Genomic DNA, 17968 nt, shown 5'->3' on the forward strand with positions numbered 1-17968 from the left:
CGGGCCTGACCCGGCAGCCGGCCGGTCAGCGCCAGTGGCCGCCCGCGCGCGGGGCGTCGTCCTGCGGCGGGTAGCCGTACCGTTCCTCGCCACCCCACTGCTGGTGGCCGCGCGGCTCGGGCTCGGGCTCGGGGGTACGCCACGACACCACCGGCTCCCGGTCCCGCCACTGCTCGGCCGGCTGCCCGCCCCACCGCTGGTCGTCGCCGCGCGCGGGCCGGTCCGGTGCCGGCTGCCCGGTCGATGCGGGCCGGTCCGGTGCCGACTGCCCGGCGCGCGCGGACCAGTCCGGTGCCGGCTGGGGGGCGGTGCGGGCGGGCCACTCCCCGCCCGGCTGGGCGGCCCGTCCCGGCCGGTCCCGGGCCGGCGGGGCAGCCGGCGCCGACCAGTCCGGTGCGGGCTGCACGGGCGGTGCGGTCCGGGCCGACCATTCCGGCGTGGACTGCACCGACTGGCTGGCTCGGGCCGGCCGCTCCTCGGCCGGTCGGTGGCTGCGCGCCGGCTCCCGCCACTGCTGCGGCACCGGGACACCGCCCGCCGGCAACGCCGGGCGATCGTCCTGCGCCGATCGGTCCTCGGCCCACCGCTCACCGGTCCGCCCCGGCTCGTCCCGGTACGCGTCCTCCTGCCGGACCGAGGCCCACCGGTCGGAGTAGTGGTAACCGGCACCGTCGGCGTGCACCGCCGCCCGACGCTCCCCGACCCGCACCTCCCGGGCACGCCCGTCGTCGCGCACCTCGGCCCACCGGTCGCCCGCGCGTACCTCGCGGGCGGGCGGATCGGCACGAGCCTCGGCCCACCGGTCACCGGCGTGCACCTCGGGCGCGGGCGGCTCGGCGCGGGCACCGGCCCAGCCGGCCCGGCCGCCGGACGACCAGACGCCGGCCTCCCCGCCGGCCGGGGACCACTCGGGGCGGTCGGAGTCAGGGCGGGCCGGGTCAGGGCGGGCCGACTCACGGTCGTCGGCCGGCGCACCCCAGGACGGGCCGGACGCCGCCGGCCAGGACCGCTCGTCGCGCGACGGCGGACGGGCACCCCGGGACCGGTCGTCCGACGGGGCGGACCAGTCCCGGCCGGGCGGCTCGGCCTGACCCGACCAGGGGCGCTCCGGCTCCCCACCGGCCCAGGACGACTGCTCCGGGCCGGGCGTCCAACGACCGGCGTACCCGCCGCCGTAGCCGTTGGTCGGATCGGGGCCGTCGACGACGGTGTGCCGGGTGGTCACGTGCACGGTCTCGGTGTGCCGCACCACCCCGAGCGGGCGGGCGGCCGACTCGGCAGCGGGCATTCCGTCGCGTGCTTCCCGGCCGGACGCGCCGTACACGCCGGCCTGGCCGGTGGTCGGGCGCTCCGGGGCGTACCGGCGGCTGGGCGGTGCGGCGGCCTCCCGGTCGGTGGCGGCCCGGCCCCGGCCCGCCCCGCTGGGCTCGGCGTCGTCCGCCGGCCCCCAGTCCGGCGTGGACTCCTCGGCGGCGGCCCGCCGACGGCCGACCGGGGCCTCCGGTGCCGGCTCGACGGCCGGGACCCGGGCCCGGCCCGCACCAGCGGCCCGATCTTCGGCGACGGGCGCGCCGACGGCGGCCGCAGCCAGCTCGGCTGCCGTCGCGTCCAGCCGACGACGCAACGCGGTGACCTGTTCCTCGGTCCGCTGGGACTGGTCCAGCGCCTGGTTGCCCCGCTGGGCGGCGGCGACGATCTCGCTGCGCAACTCGCGCCGGAGCTGCTCCAACTCGTCGAGCACCTCCGCGTCGGACGACCCGCTGCCGCCGTCGGCCCGCAGCGCGATGGAGAGGCCGATCAGCACCACGGCGGTGATCGCCAGCACCGCGGCGAACCGCAGCGGACCGTTGCCGTCGGCGAACAGCAGAATCAGCGCGGCGATCGGCGCAAGCGCCACCCCGATCCAGAACAGGACGGTCAGTAGCTGGGGGCTGCGCTTCTCGGAGACGACCGGGGAGGGCATGGCTGTGCAGCCTACCGAGATGTGTGCTGACTGGGAACGGTCCCAGGGCAGGAATGCCCCGATCTCGGCCGGTACGGCGCAGCGGGCCAGCTCGCGGGGCGGACTGCCCTGCCCCGTGGCCGGGAGCCGATCATTGCGCTCCGTCGGCGGAGAACGGTGGGTGGAACTGCGCACGGGCCCGGTCGCGGTCGGGGGGAGCCGACCGCGACCGGGCTCACGCTCAACTGGTGGCGAGCGCGCCGTCGGACGAGAAGACCAGACCGACGCTGGCGGTGCCGGTCTTCAGCGCGTTCTTGGTCTGCGGGCCACCGGCGTCCAGCGAGCTGAACGAACCGGCCTTGAAGTCGTAGACCTCGACCAGACCGGCCTGGCACTTCGGCCGCTGCGGGCACTCCGGCGGGCCGGCCAGCACGGTGTCCTTGCCGGAGCACTTCGCCGCCAGGTCGGAGAGGGTCTTCAAGGCGTACTTGTCGGCGAACGCCTTGGTCACCGCGAAGGCGTTCTGGTCCTGTGCCGAGGACGGCGTGCCGAAGGTGATGCCCGCCTTGTCGCCCTCGGACTTCAACGCGCTGACCGTCTTGTCCAACTCCGGCGAGGAGACGGGGGTGGCGTCCTTGCCGTTGGCCTTGGTGTTGAGGAACTCCGCCATGGTCGCCGCGTACTCGGGGACGACCTGGATCTCGCCCTTCTCCAGGCTCGGCTCGTACAGCTCGCGGTTGCCGATCTGCTGCACCTTGACCTGGTAGCCCGCGGCGGTCAGGGCGATGTTGTACAGCTCGGCCAGGGTCTGGCTCTCGGAGAAGTTGCCCGCCCCGACGACGATCTGGCCACCCGGACCCTTGGCGATGCCGGTGGTCAGCCCGTTGGCCGAGGCGAACTCCTCGGCCGCCGCCTTCGGCGTCTTGCGGTCCACGTCGACGGCCTTGTTGAGGGCGATCAGCTTCGGCGTGTCCAGCGCGGCGGAGACCTTGTCCAGCGCGGCGAGGAGCTGCGGGTTCGCCACCTTGGCGTTGACCGCCGGAATGATGTTGTCGGTGTTCTGGAGCAACTTGTCGTCGTCGAGGACGACGAGCTGGTCACCGGCGACCGGGGCGCAGCCCGCACCGCTCGCGCCCTGCTCCGGAGCATCGGTGCCGGACGAGCCGGCGTCTCCGCACCCGGTCAACAGACCCGCCATGGTCAGGGCACCCACCGCGCCCACCGCCAGCCGTGTCCGTACGCGCATCGTGCCCGCCTCCCGTGTCCCGGCGCGGCCCGTGCAGGGCCGGCCGCGTGTCCGACGGGCGACGATCGCCGCCCGCAAGTTCCAGCCAATATCCTCCAGGACCGACCGACAAACTCTGAGGGATTTTCGTCACCTGATCGTCATGCGGCAGATCAATTTCCCGCCGTGGCGTCCGCTGCCCGCCGGTTGGCCGCCCGCCGGGTACGCCGCAGCGGACGCGGGGTCGCCACCCGCTCGACCAACGCCAACACCCCCTCCGCCGCCAGTGCCAGCCCGGCCACCAGCACCCCACCGGCGATGATCTGCCCGCCGCCGGCCGCGATGTCCAGCCCGAAGCCAGCCCGGATGATCTGGCCCAGTCCCCCGCCGTTGACGAACGAGGCGAGCGCCGCCGTCGCCACCACCTGGACGGCGGCCGTCCGGAACCCGGCGGCCAGGTACGGCACCGCCAGCGGCAACTCCACCCGCCGCAGCACCTGCCACCCGGACAGCCCCATCCCACGCGCCGCGTCCCGGGCCTCCGGGTCGGCCTGCCGCACCCCGGTGTACGCGTTGGCCAGCAGCGGCGGCACCGCGAAGACCGCCAGCGCGACCACCACCGCCGGACGGCCGAAGCCGAGGAAGGTCAACGGCAGGATGGTCAACAGCGCCAGGGTCGGGATGGACAGGGTCAGGTTGGAGATCAGCACGACCGCCCCGCCACCGCGCCCCGAGTGCCCCAGCCAGAGACCGATCGGCCAGGCCACCAGGCAGCCCAGCAGCACCGCCGCGGCGGACATGCTCAGGTGCTCCCCGATCCGGTCCAGCACCCCACCCGGGTTGGTCCAGTTGAGCGGATCGTTGAGCCAGACCACCGCCTGCTGCACCGGATTCACCGAATCAACCCTTCGTTCGCGACTACGGGGCTCCGCTGCGCCGCACTCATCGGGGGCGGCTCCGCAGCCAGGGGGTGAGCAGGCGACCCACGCCGGCCAGGATCAGGTCCAGCACCAGGGCCAGCAGGACGCAGAGCAGCGTACCGGTCATGATCTGGGCCTTGTAGAAGTTGTTCTGGAACCCGGCGAAGATCAGCTGACCCAGCCCGCCGCGACCGATCACCACGCCCACGGTGACCAGCGCGACCGTGGAGACGGTGGCGAGGCGTACGCCGGTGAGGATGCCGGGCAGGGCCAACGGCAGGTCGATCCGGAACAGCCGGGCCCACCTGCCGTACCCCATGCCCTCGGCGGCGTCGCGGACCTCCGGGGGCACCTGGTTCAGCCCGGCCACCGCGTTGCGGACGATCACCAGCAGCGCGTACAGCACCACCACCGTCAGCACGGTCACCGCGCCGATACCCAGGTACGGGGCGATGAACGCGAACAGGGCCAGGGAGGGGATCGTGTACAGCACCCCGGTCAGTGCGAGAATCGGGCCGGTGAGACGTCGGTACCAGTAGGCCACCACCGCCAGCGGCAGGGCGACCAGCGCGGCGAGCAGCACCGCCCGACCGGTCAGCGAGGCGTGCTCGCGCAGCGCGGCGAGAATGGTGTCAGAGTTGTCCCGCACGTACTGCCAGGAGAACCACGGATTACCCGGCTCGGCCCGGTAACTCAGGTGGAAGGACACACGTGGACGTTACCCCCGGGGGCACCGGCGACGCAGGACACAGCGCCGCCTCGATCACGCTCGACGGCATCCGCAAGCGGTACCCGGACGGCACCGACGCCGTCCGCGAGCTGAGCCTGGAGGTGCCGGCCGGCGAACTCGTGGTGCTGATCGGCCCGTCCGGCTGCGGAAAGTCCACCGTGCTGCGGATGGTGAACCGGCTGATCGAGCCGACCGGCGGCCGGATCCTGCTCGGCGACGAGGACATCACCCGCGTCGACCCGGTGAAACTGCGCCGACGGATCGGCTACGTGATCCAGAACGTGGGGCTGTTCCCGCACCAGACGGTGACCACCAACGTCGGCACCGTACCCCGGCTGCTCGGCTGGTCGAAGGAGCGGATCCGGCAGCGCAGCGGCGAGTTGCTGGAGCTGGTCGGGTTGGACCCGGCCCAGTTCGGACGCCGCTACCCGCACGAACTCTCCGGCGGTCAGCGGCAGCGGGTCGGGGTGGCCCGGGCGTTGGCCGCCGACCCGGTGGTGCTGCTGATGGACGAGCCGTTCTCCGCCGTCGACCCGATCGTGCGGACCCGGTTGCAGGAGGAGTTCCTCCGGCTCCAGGCCGAGGTCCGCAAGACCATCGTGCTGGTCACCCACGACCTGGACGAGGCGGTCCGGCTGGGCGACCGGATCGCGGTGCTCTCCGAGGGGGGCCGGCTGGAGCAGTACGACACCCCGGCGGCCCTGCTCGGCGCCCCCGCCTCACCGTTCGTCCGGGAGTTCGTCGGCGCGGACCGGGGCATCCGTCGGCTCGCGGTCACCCCGGTCACCCGGGAGGTGCTCGACGGGGCGGCCACCGACGCCACCCTGCCGGAACTGCCGCTGGGCCGTTCGGCGTACGACGCGCTGGCCGCGATGCTGACCGCCGGCACGGACGCGGTCCTGGTCACCGCCGACGGCCGGCCGGCCGGCACGCTCAGCCGCGCCCGGGTCCTGGACCTCGGACAGCCCGGCAGCTAGCCGGCCAGCGTTGCCACCGGTCCGGGCCCGGAGTTCCGGCCGGACCGGGTCAGGCCGGGCGGCGGCCCGGGGCGGGGTCGCGGCCCGGCAGCGGGTCAGGCCCGGCCGCCCAGGCTGGCCAGCCCGATGATCCAGCCGGCGAAGAAGCCGTAACCGGCTCCGGTGCCGGTGGTCTCGAAGGCGGCCAACAGCGAGCCGCCCGAGGTGAACAGCGCCGCCAGCAGGGTGGCCGCCGCCCCGGCCAGGGTGTACGCGGCCCAGCCGGAGAAGAACTGGCTGGCCGAGCCCGGCACCCGGGCCACCTGTCCGGCCGGCAGCAGGTAGAGCAGCGCGGCGGCGAACACCAGCAGCAGAATGGCCCGCAGGTCGGTGGCGAGCACCCCGTGCGCCGGGTCCGCCGACTCGACCCGCCAGGCCGGCCAGGCGAGCAGCCGCAGATACCAGCCACCGGCGGAGTTCGGGTCGGTGTGCGCCTCGGCCCAGCTCGCGTACCACGGGCTGCCGCAGACGCCGACGAGGATCAGCGCGGCGAGGGTGCCGGTGCCGGCGGCGGTGCCGTACCCCCGCACGGTGCGGGGGCGGTGGGTGAGGGCCATGCGGCGGGAAGTTTCCGACCCGCCACGGCCGGCAAACCTCTCCCGCCACCCGGCGGCGCGACCGCTCAGTGCTGCATCAGGTAGTCGATGAACGCGGCCCGCAGCAGCGGCGCGGACTCCTCGTAGCCGTGCCCGGTCAGCTCCCGCCACAGCGCCGACGCCTCGTCGATGGTGGGCCCGACCGAGTTGGGTGCCCCGTCGAGGGCGGCGGCCTCGTCGGCGTTCGGCAGGTGCCGCAACACCGACCAGAAGAACCGGACGTCCCGCCGCTCCCGGGCCCGCGCGAAGGCCCGCTCCCGCAGCTCCTCGGTGGAGAGGGCGTCGAGCTGGTCGAAGGTGTGGCCGGTGCCGGCGGAAGGAGTCTCGGTCATGCCCGCGAGCCTAACCGGCGAGATCCTTCCCGGCCCGTCGTCCACGCCCGCCCGCCCGCACCGCCACCACCGATCCGGTCACCGTGCGCGGCCCGACCGGGTGGCCGCCGGCCCGTGGGTCACCGCTCGCCGGCGTCCCAGCGGGGTGGACCGCTCTGCCAGCGGGGGGCCTCCCAGGGATCGGGCGGGGTGTCGACGTCGGTCGTCCGCTCCGGCAGCGCCGGGGTCCAGTTGCGCGCCTCGCCGGCGGGTGGCATCGACCAGCCGGAGCTGATCGCCCCGTCCCGCACCGGCGGTAGCTCCACCGGCTCGCCCCGGGGCGTCCGGGGCCGGCCGTACGTCTCGACCAGCCGGGTGACCAGCAGGCCGCCGGCCAGCGCCACCCCACCGACCGCCCAGCGGTCGGTGGGGGCGCCGGTTTCGGCCGCCCAGGCCAGGTAGGTGACCACCAGACCGACCGCGAGGAGGGCGCCGGAGATTCCGCCACGTCGGCCGTACGCGCTGGCACCGCCGAGCATGGACACGCCCACCGCGAGCACCGTCCAGTCCAGCCCCGACGTCGGCGTGACCGGGCCGGTCCCGTTGGCGGCGATGAGCACCCCGGCGAGCGTGGCGAGCACGGTGGAGGCGATCAGCGCGGCGGCGGTCACCAGAGCGGCGGCCATCCCGCGACGGCGGGCCGGATCGGCCACCGGGCGGAACCGGCCGACCAGCCGACGCACCGCCCGGATCGCGCCGAACGCCCCGAGGAGGACGGTCACCGCGGCGAAGCCGGCGAACAGGTAGTAGGCGTTGCGCCGGGGGTCGTAGTCGGCCTGCACCGCCACCGGCAGGGTCCGCCGCTCGATCCAGACGATCATCCCGGCGGCGGCGGCGAGGCTGGCCGCCCAGCCGGGAACGTGCAGCACCACCACCGCCCAGGCCAGGGCCAACCCGCCCAGCGCGGCGGCGACCAGGGCCGGAACGACCGCCGTGGACACCCCCCGGTCGCCCTGCTCGGCGAAGTGCAGCGCGGCGGCCAGCGCGACCGGGCCGATCGCCAGGTTCACCGCGGCGGTACGCAGGCTCAGCCCGGCGGCGACGACGAGCAGGCCCAGCGCGACCGCGTCGACGAGCAGCCGACGAAGACCCGACCCGCGCACCGCGTCGGGGTTCTCCCGCCAGAGCAGGTAGGCCAGTACCGCGAGGGCGATCAGCAGCACCAGTTCCCAGGCCACGTGCACGCCGAGCCGGTCCCGGCCGGGCTCGCCGTGCGTCGGGTCGTCGAAGACGTTGTCCAGCGCGGTCGCGGGCGCCTCTGCCGACGCCGCCCGGCCCGGTTCGTCGTACACCATGCGGTGCGCCTCCCACGTGACCGGCCGTCCCCGGTGACGGCTGACTGTTCTCCGGTCGCCAGGCACCGTACCCGCGCGCAGGGCCGGACGTAACCCCTCGGTCAGCGGCCGGATCGGCCCTGCCGGTCGTCGGCGTCGTCGTCGGACTCGGGGACCCGGCACGAGCGTTCGAGCCAGAGTGCGGCGGCGACCAGGGCGAGCGAGGCGAGTGCGCCGGCACCGGCGGCCGGCCGGTCCTGGATCGCCGCGTTGGTCGGCTCGACGAAGAGCCAGCCGGTCAACCCGGCGTAACAGCCCAGGAAGATCGCCCCGGCCAACGCGGATGCCTTGGCCAGCACCACGAACCGGGCGACCAGCAGCGGATTGACCGGCTCCCGGCCGGGCTTGCGCTCGATCCGGCCCCGGGTGTTGACCGCTGCGTACGCCTCCAGCACGGCCAGCCCGCCCAGGGTGACCACCGGCAGCCAGGGCAACCGGGGCATGCCGCTGTAGTAGAAGCTGCTGATCAGCAGCCAGGCCAGGGCGGCGGCGGCGAGCACGGCGACCACCAGGGTCGAGAACCGGGTGGGGCCCATCCTCGACCCGTCGGGCTCCTGGTCACGGGGGGGTCGGGACTGCGTCATGCCGGCCGGCTCCACTGGTTCATGAGTCCGACTCTAACGCCAGATCGGGGCGCGGGTTCAGTTCCAGGGCGTCACCGGCGACCGGTTCGGCGTTGAGCAGGTCGGTGAGCCAGCCGTGACCGGCCAGCCGCCCGTGCGGGTCGATGTCGATCCACGGCCGGAGCACGAAGGCACGCTGGTGGGCGCGCGGGTGCGGCAGGGTCAGTTCGGGATCGTCACTGAGCACCGGTCGACCGGTGTCGTCCCAGACGGCGACGACGTCCACGTCGAGGGTGCGCGGCCCGAACCGACGGGCCGGGTCACGCACCCGGCCGGCAGACCGCTCGGCGGCGTGGGCGCGGGCCAGCCAGTCACCCGGGGCCGCCGCCGGGTCGGCGACCATCACCGCCGCGTTGAGGTACGCCGGCTGCTCGGCGTCCCCCAAGGGGGGTGTCTCGTAGACGCCGGAGACCACCAGCACCGCGTCGCCGAGGCCGGTCACCGCGGCCCGCAGGTGGCCGAGCCGGTCACCCAGGTTGCTGCCGATCGACAGCACCGCCCGGGTCACCGGGTACGCCGCATCGTGACGGCCACGTCGGCGAAGGTGTGCGGGATCGGGGCCTCGGGCTTGTGGACGGTGATCGTGGCGGCGGCGACCATCGGCTCGGCCAGGCAGACCGCGAGCAGCCGGTCGGCGAGCGTCTCGATCAGGTTGACCGGCTCCCCGGTGACCACCGCGACCAGCTGCTGCGCCAACTCGCCGTAGTGGACGGTGTCGGTCACCTCGTCGGAGCGGGCGGCCGGGGCGAGGTCGAGTTCGAGGACGGCGTCGACCACGAAGTCCTGCCCCTCGGCGCGCTCGAAGTCGTAGACGCCGTGTCGGCCCCGGGCCCGCAGGCCGGTCAGGGCGATCCGGTCGGTCATCGTCCCGCACTCCCTCGACTGGTGTGGACCGGGCTCTTCCCGGTGGCGCCCGGGACGGTGACGCCCGGGGCGATGGCGCCCGGGACGGTGGCGCCCGGGACGGTGGTGAGCCGGGGGCGGCCGGTGGCCGACCAGACGGCGAGCGCGTCGACGGTGCCCCGGACGTCGTGCACGCGTACCCCCCAGGCCCCGGCGGCCACCGCGAGCACGCTGGTGGCGACGGTGGCGGCGGCCCGGCCGTCGGTGTCCCGTGGGGTGCCGTCGGCGGCCGCGAGCAGCCGGCCCAGATAGGACTTGCGGCTGGCCCCGAACAGCAGGGGGAGACCGAGGTCGAGCAGCTCCGGCAGGCGGGCGCTGAGTTCCCAGTTGTGCGCGGCGGTCTTGGCGAAGCCGAGCCCGGGATCGATCACGAGCCGGTCGGTGGCCACCCCGGCGGCCAGCGCGTCGTCGACCCGCTGGGCCAACTCGGCCCGGACGTCGGCGACCACGTCGGTGTAGGCGGCCAGTTCGCGCATCCCCCGCGAATGTCCCCGCCAGTGCATCAGCACCCAGGGGCAGCCGGCGTCGCGGACCACCCGGGCCATGTCGGGGTCGGCCAACCCACCGGAGACGTCGTTGACCACGGCGGCACCGGCGACGACGGCCGCCTCGGCCACCAGGGCCCGGGTGGTGTCGATGCTGACCGGCACGCCGGCGGCGACGAGTTCCCGGATCACCGGCAGCACCCGGGCCGCCTCGGTCCCCGGGTCGACCCGGTCGGCGCCCGGCCGGGTGGACTCGCCCCCGACGTCCACCAGGTGCGCACCCTCGGCGCGCAGTCGCACCCCGTGTGCGACGGCGGCGTCGAGATCCGCGTATCGGCCGCCGTCGGAGAAGGAGTCGGGCGTGACGTTGAGGACGCCCATCACCACCGGGGCCTGCGCCCGTACCAGATCGGTCACGACTAGACGGTACCGGTCGCGCCGGGGCCTGCCGGGGACCCCCACCAGCCCTCTCCGCGACCGAGCTGACGTGCCCGTTAGCACAGGTGTGCTATCGGTCTTCCGGGTCGAATCGGGTCGACTCTTCGCGGCTTGTCGCAAAGGGGGGCGGCCCGTACGCTGTGAAATTGCCCAGCATCAAGAGATGGCGAAGCCTGGAGGGAGGGCCAAAGCGGGAAAATCCCCCCAAATCTCGCCACTCTCCGTGGTGGGAAACCCGCACCGCGTCAGCGACGCGGTGCACAGTGAGCACATTCCCGCCAGGCTTGCCTACTGCACCACCGCGGCGTCGCCGGCCGCGTTATGGGGAGGTTCCAGTGATCGCCTTCGAGCTGATGGAGACGACGTCGTCCGGCGTCGCGCAGGTGCTGCACACCCTGGCGACGGCGCCACTCGCCGAACCAGCCCCCAAGGGCATCGACACCAACGGTGTCGTCACCTTCTTCGCCAGCAAGATCGCACCCATCCTGCTCGCCGTGCTCGGGGTCATCTTCATCGGGCGGGCCAGCCGGGGCGAGATCTCCAAGGTGCTCACCAGCTCGGCCATCGCGATCGTCGGGCTGGCCTTCATCGCCGGCGCGGCCACACTGTTCTTCATCGGTGACTACCTGATCGATCTGATCTTCGAATAGGCGCGGGCGAGACATGCGGCTGCGCACCGACGACGACATCTACCGGGCCCGCCTGGTCTACCTCGGGCCGCCCGGCTACACCCTTCCGGTCCACCTGCCCTACGCCCAGTACGGCCTGTTCATGCTGCTCGTACCCCTCTACATGTTCATCCACTGGCTGTTCACGCTGCAGGTCGAGCTCTTCCCCGCCTGGGAGATCGCGCTCGCCATCGTGAGCACCTCGTTCATCTTCCGGTACGTCGACCCGGACCGACCGGCGCGGATGGTCATCCGCACCGCGCTCACCGACTGGCGACGCACCCGGGAGCCGGCCGCCGAACTGCGGGACCCCCGCCTGGTCGGCAGCCGGATCAGGATCCGGGAGGAACTGGCATGACCGGGTGTACCCGCATCGGGCAGTCGGACCACATGGGTGAGGCGGTCGAATGAGTCGCTCTTCCACGCCGGGTTTCCCGGCCGGACGACACAGCGCCCCGCACGGTAACCGTGCGCGGTCGTTCGACTACCCCCAGGAGGAGCTGCGGGACGACGAACCGTACGACCCGGCCCTGCTCACCGGCCCGGGCCAGGGTGGCGTCGGGGTCTTCCAGGCACCCCGGGCCACCCCCGGTGGGGACACCTCCCCGGTCGAGCCGGTCTCCGCCGCACCGATGCTGGTGGGTGACGGCACCGACATCGACTCCCCCTTCCTCGATCTCTTCGGCGGCGGTCCACGCCCCGGCACCCCCCCGTCTCCCGGTGCCCCGTCCCCCGGTGGCCCCGCGCGACGCGGCCCCGGCCGGCAGCACCAGCCCGCCCCGCACCGACCGGCCGCCGCGCCGACCCCACCGGCGGCCATCGAGGCGCAGGCACCTCCGGCGGCCATCGAGGCGGCCCCACCGACCGAGCGGCCCGCCCGTACCCGGGTTCCGCACCAGCAGGGCGACCGACCGGCGCCGGGGCCGACCGGCGCCCGGCCGACCGAACCTCCGCAGCGGGCGCCACGCCGGGTCCCGGCCGAACTGTTCCCCCGGGAGACCGGCGAGCCGCTCACCGCGCGGGAGGCGGCCGAACGGGCCCGCCGGGAGGCCACCGAACGGGCCCGGGAGGCAGCCGACCGCAGCCGGCGCGAGGCCGCCGAAACAGCCCGCCGGGAAGCTGCCGAGCAGGCCCGGCGCGAAGGCGTCGAAGCAGCCCGGCGGGAGACGATCGCGCAGACCCAGCGCGAGGCCACCGAGACGGCCCGGCGTGAGGCCGCCGACGCGGCGCAGCGCGAGGCCACCGAACACGCCCGCCGTGCGGCGGCAGAAGCCGCCCGGCTTGAGGCCGCCGAGCTGTCGCGGCGAGAGAGCGCCGAGCAGGCCCGGCGGGACGCGGCGCTGACGGCTCGGCCCCGGCCGACCCCGGTGGAGTCCACCACGGCGGCCTGGCCCGAGCACGTCGAGCCGGCCTGGCCGGAGGCCACCGAAGCGGCCTGGCCGGAGCCGGCCGGGCCGGTCCGGGTGGAGGCCGTGACCACCCCGGTCGGCGCGTTGACCACCGAACCGGCCCGGCGCGCACTCGCCGAGCCCGACCGGTCCGAACCCGCCGAACCCGGCTCCCGCGAACTGGCCGCACCGAGGCAACGTGCGGCGAGCCGCCGCACCGAGGCGACCAAGCCCGTCCGGGTACGCCCACCAAAGATCAAGTTCGGTGACCGGGACCCCTCGATCGACCTGGCGATCACCGAGATCGCCGGGCACCTGACCTTCACCCCCAACACCGTCACCGCCTGGTACTGGCTCCCCGAGGTCCGGTGGGCGTTCCGACCGGACGCCGAGCGTGAGGCGCTGCTCTCCGCGATCTCCGAGCAGTACGCGGGCCTGGCCGGCTTCCGGCTGCACCTGCGCCGCACCACCCGGCCGTTCCCCGCCGACGAGTGGGCCCGCACCATCGACGCGCACACCGCGTCGCCGCTGCCCGACGTCCCCGGCACACACGGCTGGGCCGACCACCTGGTCGCCGCCCAGCAGCACCTGATGTCGGTCAACCACGCCGAGGGGCAGACCTACCTGGGGGTCACCTTCGCCCGGCGCTCGCTCGGCGACTCCCTCACCGAACGGCTGCTGCGGGCCTTCGGCAAGGGCACCGCCGATGGGGAACGCCGCAAGCTGGGCCGCACCGTCGAACAGTTCGACGAGGTGCTGGGCAGCTTCGGCATGCGTGGCCGGCGGGTCACCGCGCAGGAGCTGGAATGGTTGCTCTACCGCTCGGTCGCCCTCTGCATGGCCCCGCCCGGCACCCTCTCCCCGGTGACCAACGGCCGGTGGGAACGCGGCGACCTGCTCGCCCTCACCGAACAGGTCGAGCGTTACCGCACCCCGTACGGCACGACGGTCAAGCTGGTCAACCGGATGACCGGCGAGGAACGGCACGTCGCCGTGCTCGCGGTCGGCCGGATGGAGCCGCTGGAGATCCCCGAACGACACGAGCCCTGGCTGCACTTCCACGAGCGGCTGCCCTGGCCGATGGAGATCTCCACCCGGGTCGACATCCTCGGCTCCGGTGACTCCTTCCGTAACCTCGAACACCGGCTACGGATGATCCGCTCGCAGCAACTCGACTATGCCGAACACGGCATCGACGCCCCACCCGAGCTGGAACGGCTCGCCAAGCGGGCGCTGGTGATCGGCGACGAGATGACCACCGGCCTGCCGGTGGACTCCGCACGGGCGCACGGCTGGCACCGGATCGCCGTCGGCGGCCGGACCCGCGAGGAGTGCATGGAACGGGCCCGCCGGCTCATCCAGCTCTACTCGCGCGAGCTGCGCATCTCCCTGCAACACCCGAAGAACCAGGACTGGCTGGCCCGGGAGTTCATCCCCGGCGAGCCGATCGCCAACACCGGCTACGTCCGCCGGATGCCGGTCCCGTTGCTGGCCGCCGCGCTCCCCCAGGCGGCGTCCACCGTCGGCGACCGCCGGGGCGACCTGATCGGTCGTACCGCCGGGACCTGCCGTCGGCCCGTCTTCCTCGACCTGCACTTCCCGATGGAGGTACGCGAGCGCTCCGGGCTCGCCGTCTTCGTCGCCGAACCCGGCGGTGGCAAGTCGACCCTGCTCGGCGCGCTCGGCTACCTGGCCGCCCGACGGGGTGTGCAGGTCACCCTGCTCGACCCGTCCGGGCCGCTGGCCCGGCTCTGTGCCATGCCCGAGCTCAAGCCGTACGCCCGGGTGCTCAACCTGACCGGCTCGGAGCCGGGGACGCTGGCGCCGTACTCACTCATCCCCACCCCGCTACGCAGCGAGTTCAGCACCGGCGCGGCGGGCGACCGGGAGTTCGAGATCGCGATCTCCAACGCCCGGGCCGAGCGACGCATGCTGGTCCAGGACATCTGCATGATGCTGGTGCCGCCGCAGGTGGCCCGGGAGGCATCGACCGCCACCCTGTTCCGACACGCGGTACGCCAGGTGCCAGCCGAGGAGACATCCACCCTGGACGACGTGGTCACCTGCCTGCAGGGGCTCGACGACGACGCCGGACGGGAACTGGCCCACCTGCTGCTCGACACCGCCGAGATGCCGCTGGCCATGCTCTTCTTCGGCCGCCCGCCGGAAGGACTGCTCGGCGCGGACGCGGCGCTCACCGTGATCACCATGGCCGGCCTCCGACTGCCCGACCTCAAGATCGAACGCGAGTACTGGTCGGCCGAGGAGGCGTTGGCCCTGCCGATGCTGCACACCGCGCACCGCCTCGCCGTGCGCCGCTGCTACGGCGGGTCGATGTCCTCCCGCAAACTCGTCGGACTGGACGAGGCACACTTCATGGAGGGGTGGCGCTCCGGCCGCTCCTTCCTCGTCCGGCTCGCCCGCGACTCCCGCAAGTGGAACCTCGCCGCCCTGGTCGCCTCACAGAACCCCAAGGACATCCTCGGCCTCGACGTCCAGAACCTCGTCTCCACCGTCTTCGTCGGCCGGATCGCCGAGGACACCGAGATCGCCTCCGAGGCGCTCCGGCTGCTCCGGGTCCCGGTCGACGACGGTTATGAAGCCACCCTGGCCTCCCTCTCCGCCGTCGACACCACCTCCGCGACCCGGCTCGGCTTCCGCGAGTTCGTCATGCGCGACGTCGACGGCCGGGTGCAGAAGGTCCGGGTGGACGTGTCGTACGTCGAGGGGCTGCTGAACCACCTCGACACCACCCCCGCAGCGGTCGCTCAGGCCGCCGGGATATTGCCGACCGTCCTGGCTGATCTGGAGGCGTGACAATGGCGAGGGCCCGGGCACGGATCACGGCGCTCCTCCTCGCACTCGGCGTACTCGCCGGTGCCACGATCGCCTGGCCGGTGGTCGGGGCCACACCGGCGTACGCCGTACCGCCCGTGACGGCACAGGCCGCCGCGAACCTCTGCACCACCAAGGAGTGGCAGGCCGACTTCCGCGCCTGCGTCGCCAAACTGAAGCAGGTCAGTGAGACGGAGGTGGACTGCCGCAAGCCACCGGTTCCCTCAGCCCCGGACTCCGGCCTGGCCGGGTGGTTCGCCTCCCGGCCCGACGCGTCGAAACTCCCGGGGCCGAAGGGGCTCTACAGCGACTACGGCTACGGCGGTTACAGCTTCAACACGTACGACGTGGAGGGGGGATGCGCCTCGACCGTCCTCCACCCGGACTACAAGTTCACCACGACCGTCGCCAACGGCGAACTGATGATGGCCACCGCAGTGGTGGGTGCCTCGAACGCCTTGCGGGAGCGCGCCTGGGACCCGCGATCGATGTGGGATTGGGCCGATCCACTGGTGGAGAAGGCGACCAAGGCCGTCTACCAGAAGGTATTCAGCGTCTTCGGCATCGTGACGCTCTGCGTGGTGGGCCTGTATCTGCTCTGGCGCTCCCGCCAGTCGGACATGAGCAATGCGATGACCACCGCAGGCTGGGCACTGCTGGTAATGGTCGCAGTGACCGCGCTGGCAGCCTGGCCGGTGAAGTCCGCAAACATAGCCGACGGCACACTCATCACCTCCCTGGGCGTCGTACACGACGCGATCGGTCCGGCTGCACGCGATACCCCGGCAGACCAATGCGATGATCCCAATCCCGATGCGTGCAAGGACAATCGCCCTCCTGCCGTTCGTGCCAGCGATACTGCCACCGAGTCGATGTTGTACCGAAACTGGTTGCGTGGCGTCCTGGGCTCTGCGGACAGCGAGACTGCGCAGAAGTACGGAGCGGCCCTCTACGATGCCAAATCGCTCTCCTGGGAAGAGGCGGAGAAGCTTCGGCAGAACCCCGCCACCCGTGAGGCGACCATCAAGGCCAAGCAGCAACAATGGATGACCGTTGCCGAACAGATCAAGGCCGAGAATCCGGAAGCCTACGAATATCTGCAGGGCAGCCGGGACATGGACCGGATCGGCTCCGGGTTCATCGCAGTGCTCGCCTCGCTGCTCTTCGCCATGTTCGACCTCACCGCCTCACTGTTGGTCCTACTCGGCTTCATGATCTTCCGCTGGGCGGTGATCGCCGCTCCGATCCTGGGCACGGTCGGCCTACTCCGCCCGGCCAGCGCCGGGCTGCGGCGACTGGCGAATGCCGTCGTCGCCGCCGTGTTCAACATCGCCATCTTCGGCACCGGTGCGGCGATCTACCTGTTCGCCGTCGACCTGATCATGAGCACTCCCACCCTGCCCGGCTGGCTCCAGGTGGTGCTGGTCTGGCTCTGTGGTGTGGTCGGCTGGCTACTGCTGCGTCCCTACCGACGGATCACCCAACTGGGCGGCAAGGACAGCAGTGAGGCGGTGGGCTCTGCCGGGTCGTGGCACCGTCGGTTCTTCCGGGATATGCGCGTCGCCGCCCGGCTCGACGTGGCCGAACCTGGTGGCACGGCCGAGCCGAAAATCACCCGGCGGCGTGGTGCCGCGCTGGAACCGGCGGGTCTACGACCCGAGGCCAGACGGGAGGACCCCAGTCACTCCACCGTCAGCGCACCTGTTCAGGGAGATCGGCCAGATGGCCGGGAACGGGCCGAAGAGACCGGGCCGAAGTCGCCCTCACGTGACAGTGGCCCGCCCAAGGTCGCGCCCCGCCCCCGTCGGAGTCCACCCGCGACCTGGACCGACCCGGACGTGCCGGAGGAGGCCCCGTCGTTCGTGGTCTACCGACCCGACTCTGCTGCGCCAGCACCGGTCAAGCCCAGTCCCAGGATTCGCTCCGAGGCCAGGTGACGGTGATGCGGCGAGCAGTTGAGTTCCTCTTCACCCGGCTCATCCGGTCGCGCCTCGGGATCGCGCTCGGGATCGCCGTGCTGGTCCTCGGTGTGATCAGCACGGCCCGTCTGGTGGGCGGTCCCAGCGACCTGACGGCGGGGCTGAGTAGCCGCCCGCGTGAACCGATCACCACAGTCGATCCGGAGGCGGGCGACGACGGCGTCATCGCCACCCCAGCCCCGGAGTCGCCACGTACCCGACCCGGCGAACTGACCCCCGAACAGACAGCCACCCGGTTCACCACTGCCTGGCTGGGTGGAGGCACCGCCACCGCCGAGCAGTGGCAGGCGAGCCTTCGACCGCTGTCGACGCCCGAACTCACCGAGAAGCTCTCCGGTGCCGAACCGGCCGGGGTGCCGGCCGAGAAGGTCACCGGCACCCCGACCCTCCGTCCTCGGACGGCGGTATTCGCAGAGGTGTTGGTTCCGTTGGAGAGCGGACAGCTGCGGCTGGAACTGGTTGCGCCCGACGGTCGCTGGTTGGTGGATGCCGTGGACTGGGAGCGGGAATGACTG

The 17968-nt window shown here is 73.1% G+C and carries 16 protein-coding genes and 1 pseudogene; 6 read left to right on the forward strand and 11 right to left on the reverse strand.

Translation table 11 applies throughout. The annotated features are described in order from the left end of the window. Positions 1-25: 25 nt before the first annotated feature. The 4 genes from GA0070216_RS19035 to GA0070216_RS19050 all read right to left on the reverse strand — a co-directional run bounded on the left by GA0070216_RS19035 (position 26) and on the right by GA0070216_RS19050 (position 4796). The gene (locus GA0070216_RS19035) at positions 26-1963 is read right to left on the reverse strand and encodes a hypothetical protein (protein WP_176739044.1); all 1938 of its coding nucleotides are present in this window, start codon (positions 1961-1963) and stop codon (positions 26-28) included. Between the two features lie 220 nt (positions 1964-2183). After that, positions 2184-3188, reverse strand: coding sequence for a glycine betaine ABC transporter substrate-binding protein (locus tag GA0070216_RS19040; protein ID WP_091247955.1), 1005 nt, complete (start codon positions 3186-3188; stop codon positions 2184-2186). Positions 3189-3340: 152 nt separating this feature from the next. Continuing rightward, positions 3341-4063, reverse strand: a complete 723-nt coding sequence (locus GA0070216_RS19045) for an ABC transporter permease (RefSeq protein WP_091247642.1) — start codon at positions 4061-4063, stop codon at positions 3341-3343. Between the two features lie 46 nt (positions 4064-4109). After that, positions 4110-4796: an ABC transporter permease gene (locus tag GA0070216_RS19050; protein ID WP_091247644.1), complete on the reverse strand. Its 687-nt coding sequence runs from the start codon at positions 4794-4796 to the stop codon at positions 4110-4112. A gap of 2 nt (positions 4797-4798) precedes the next feature. On the opposite strand from GA0070216_RS19050, the gene GA0070216_RS19055 reads away from it, so the two are divergent. Beyond that, entirely contained in the window at positions 4799-5794 is a 996-nt protein-coding gene (locus GA0070216_RS19055; RefSeq protein ID WP_091247646.1) for an ABC transporter ATP-binding protein, read from the forward strand. A 95-nt stretch (positions 5795-5889) separates the two neighbouring features. On the opposite strand, the gene GA0070216_RS19060 is transcribed toward GA0070216_RS19055, so the two are convergent. From GA0070216_RS19060 to folP, 7 genes are all read right to left on the reverse strand, one after another. Further along, positions 5890-6390, reverse strand: a complete 501-nt coding sequence (locus GA0070216_RS19060; protein WP_091247648.1) for a hypothetical protein — start codon at positions 6388-6390, stop codon at positions 5890-5892. A 65-nt stretch (positions 6391-6455) separates the two neighbouring features. Continuing rightward, on the reverse strand, positions 6456-6761 hold the full coding sequence (locus GA0070216_RS19065) for a hypothetical protein (protein WP_091247651.1): 306 nt from the start codon (positions 6759-6761) through the stop codon (positions 6456-6458). Between the two features lie 119 nt (positions 6762-6880). Continuing rightward, entirely contained in the window at positions 6881-8095 is a 1215-nt protein-coding gene (locus GA0070216_RS19070; RefSeq protein WP_091247653.1) for an ABC transporter permease, read from the reverse strand. Positions 8096-8196: 101 nt separating this feature from the next. Beyond that, on the reverse strand, positions 8197-8670 hold the full coding sequence (locus GA0070216_RS19075; protein ID WP_425413170.1) for a DUF3180 domain-containing protein: 474 nt from the start codon (positions 8668-8670) through the stop codon (positions 8197-8199). A gap of 67 nt (positions 8671-8737) precedes the next feature. Then, positions 8738-9265, reverse strand: coding sequence for a 2-amino-4-hydroxy-6-hydroxymethyldihydropteridine diphosphokinase (gene folK / locus GA0070216_RS19080; RefSeq protein ID WP_091247656.1), 528 nt, complete (start codon positions 9263-9265; stop codon positions 8738-8740). After that, a complete protein-coding gene (folB, locus tag GA0070216_RS19085; protein ID WP_091247658.1) occupies positions 9262-9621 on the reverse strand; it encodes a dihydroneopterin aldolase in 360 nt (119 codons plus the stop codon). Before folB ends, folK begins: the two co-directional genes overlap by 4 nt. After that, positions 9618-10562, reverse strand: a complete 945-nt coding sequence (gene folP, locus GA0070216_RS19090; protein WP_091247660.1) for a dihydropteroate synthase — start codon at positions 10560-10562, stop codon at positions 9618-9620. The genes folB and folP overlap by 4 nt, the downstream gene beginning before the upstream one ends. A 356-nt stretch (positions 10563-10918) precedes the next feature. Between folP and GA0070216_RS19095 the strand changes: the two genes are divergently transcribed. From GA0070216_RS19095 to GA0070216_RS19115, 5 genes and pseudogenes are all read left to right on the forward strand, one after another. Continuing rightward, the gene (locus tag GA0070216_RS19095; protein ID WP_091247662.1) at positions 10919-11233 is read left to right on the forward strand and encodes a hypothetical protein; all 315 of its coding nucleotides are present in this window, start codon (positions 10919-10921) and stop codon (positions 11231-11233) included. 13 nt (positions 11234-11246) lie between these two features. Beyond that, positions 11247-11609, forward strand: coding sequence for a hypothetical protein (locus tag GA0070216_RS19100; RefSeq protein ID WP_067302246.1), 363 nt, complete (start codon positions 11247-11249; stop codon positions 11607-11609). 1090 nt (positions 11610-12699) lie between these two features. After that, positions 12700-15456: pseudogene (locus GA0070216_RS19105) on the forward strand (ATP-binding protein); the annotation flags it as partial. Between the two features lie 2 nt (positions 15457-15458). Further along, positions 15459-17411, forward strand: coding sequence for a hypothetical protein (locus GA0070216_RS19110; protein WP_091247665.1), 1953 nt, complete (start codon positions 15459-15461; stop codon positions 17409-17411). After that, complete coding sequence (locus tag GA0070216_RS19115) at positions 17408-17965, forward strand: hypothetical protein (RefSeq protein WP_091247667.1); 558 nt, start codon at positions 17408-17410, stop codon at positions 17963-17965. Before GA0070216_RS19110 ends, GA0070216_RS19115 begins: the two co-directional genes overlap by 4 nt. Positions 17966-17968 lie beyond the last annotated feature (3 nt).

Source organism: Micromonospora matsumotoense (assembly GCF_900091525.1).
In the GTDB taxonomy this organism is placed as follows: Bacteria; Actinomycetota; Actinomycetes; order Mycobacteriales; family Micromonosporaceae; genus Micromonospora; species Micromonospora matsumotoensis.

Coding starts and splice junctions, on each gene's coding strand:
- GA0070216_RS19035 (WP_176739044.1), bottom strand. CDS start 1,963: ATGCCCTCCCCGGTCGTCTCCGAGAAGCGCAGCCCCCAGCTACTGACC.
- GA0070216_RS19040 (WP_091247955.1), bottom strand. CDS start 3,188: ATGCGCGTACGGACACGGCTGGCGGTGGGCGCGGTGGGTGCCCTGACC.
- GA0070216_RS19060 (WP_091247648.1), bottom strand. CDS start 6,390: ATGGCCCTCACCCACCGCCCCCGCACCGTGCGGGGGTACGGCACCGCC.
- GA0070216_RS19065 (WP_091247651.1), bottom strand. CDS start 6,761: ATGACCGAGACTCCTTCCGCCGGCACCGGCCACACCTTCGACCAGCTC.
- GA0070216_RS19070 (WP_091247653.1), bottom strand. CDS start 8,095: ATGGTGTACGACGAACCGGGCCGGGCGGCGTCGGCAGAGGCGCCCGCG.
- GA0070216_RS19075 (WP_425413170.1), bottom strand. CDS start 8,670: ATGGGCCCCACCCGGTTCTCGACCCTGGTGGTCGCCGTGCTCGCCGCC.
- folB (WP_091247658.1), bottom strand. CDS start 9,621: ATGACCGACCGGATCGCCCTGACCGGCCTGCGGGCCCGGGGCCGACAC.
- GA0070216_RS19100 (WP_067302246.1), top strand. CDS start 11,247: ATGCGGCTGCGCACCGACGACGACATCTACCGGGCCCGCCTGGTCTAC.
- GA0070216_RS19110 (WP_091247665.1), top strand. CDS start 15,459: ATGGCGAGGGCCCGGGCACGGATCACGGCGCTCCTCCTCGCACTCGGC.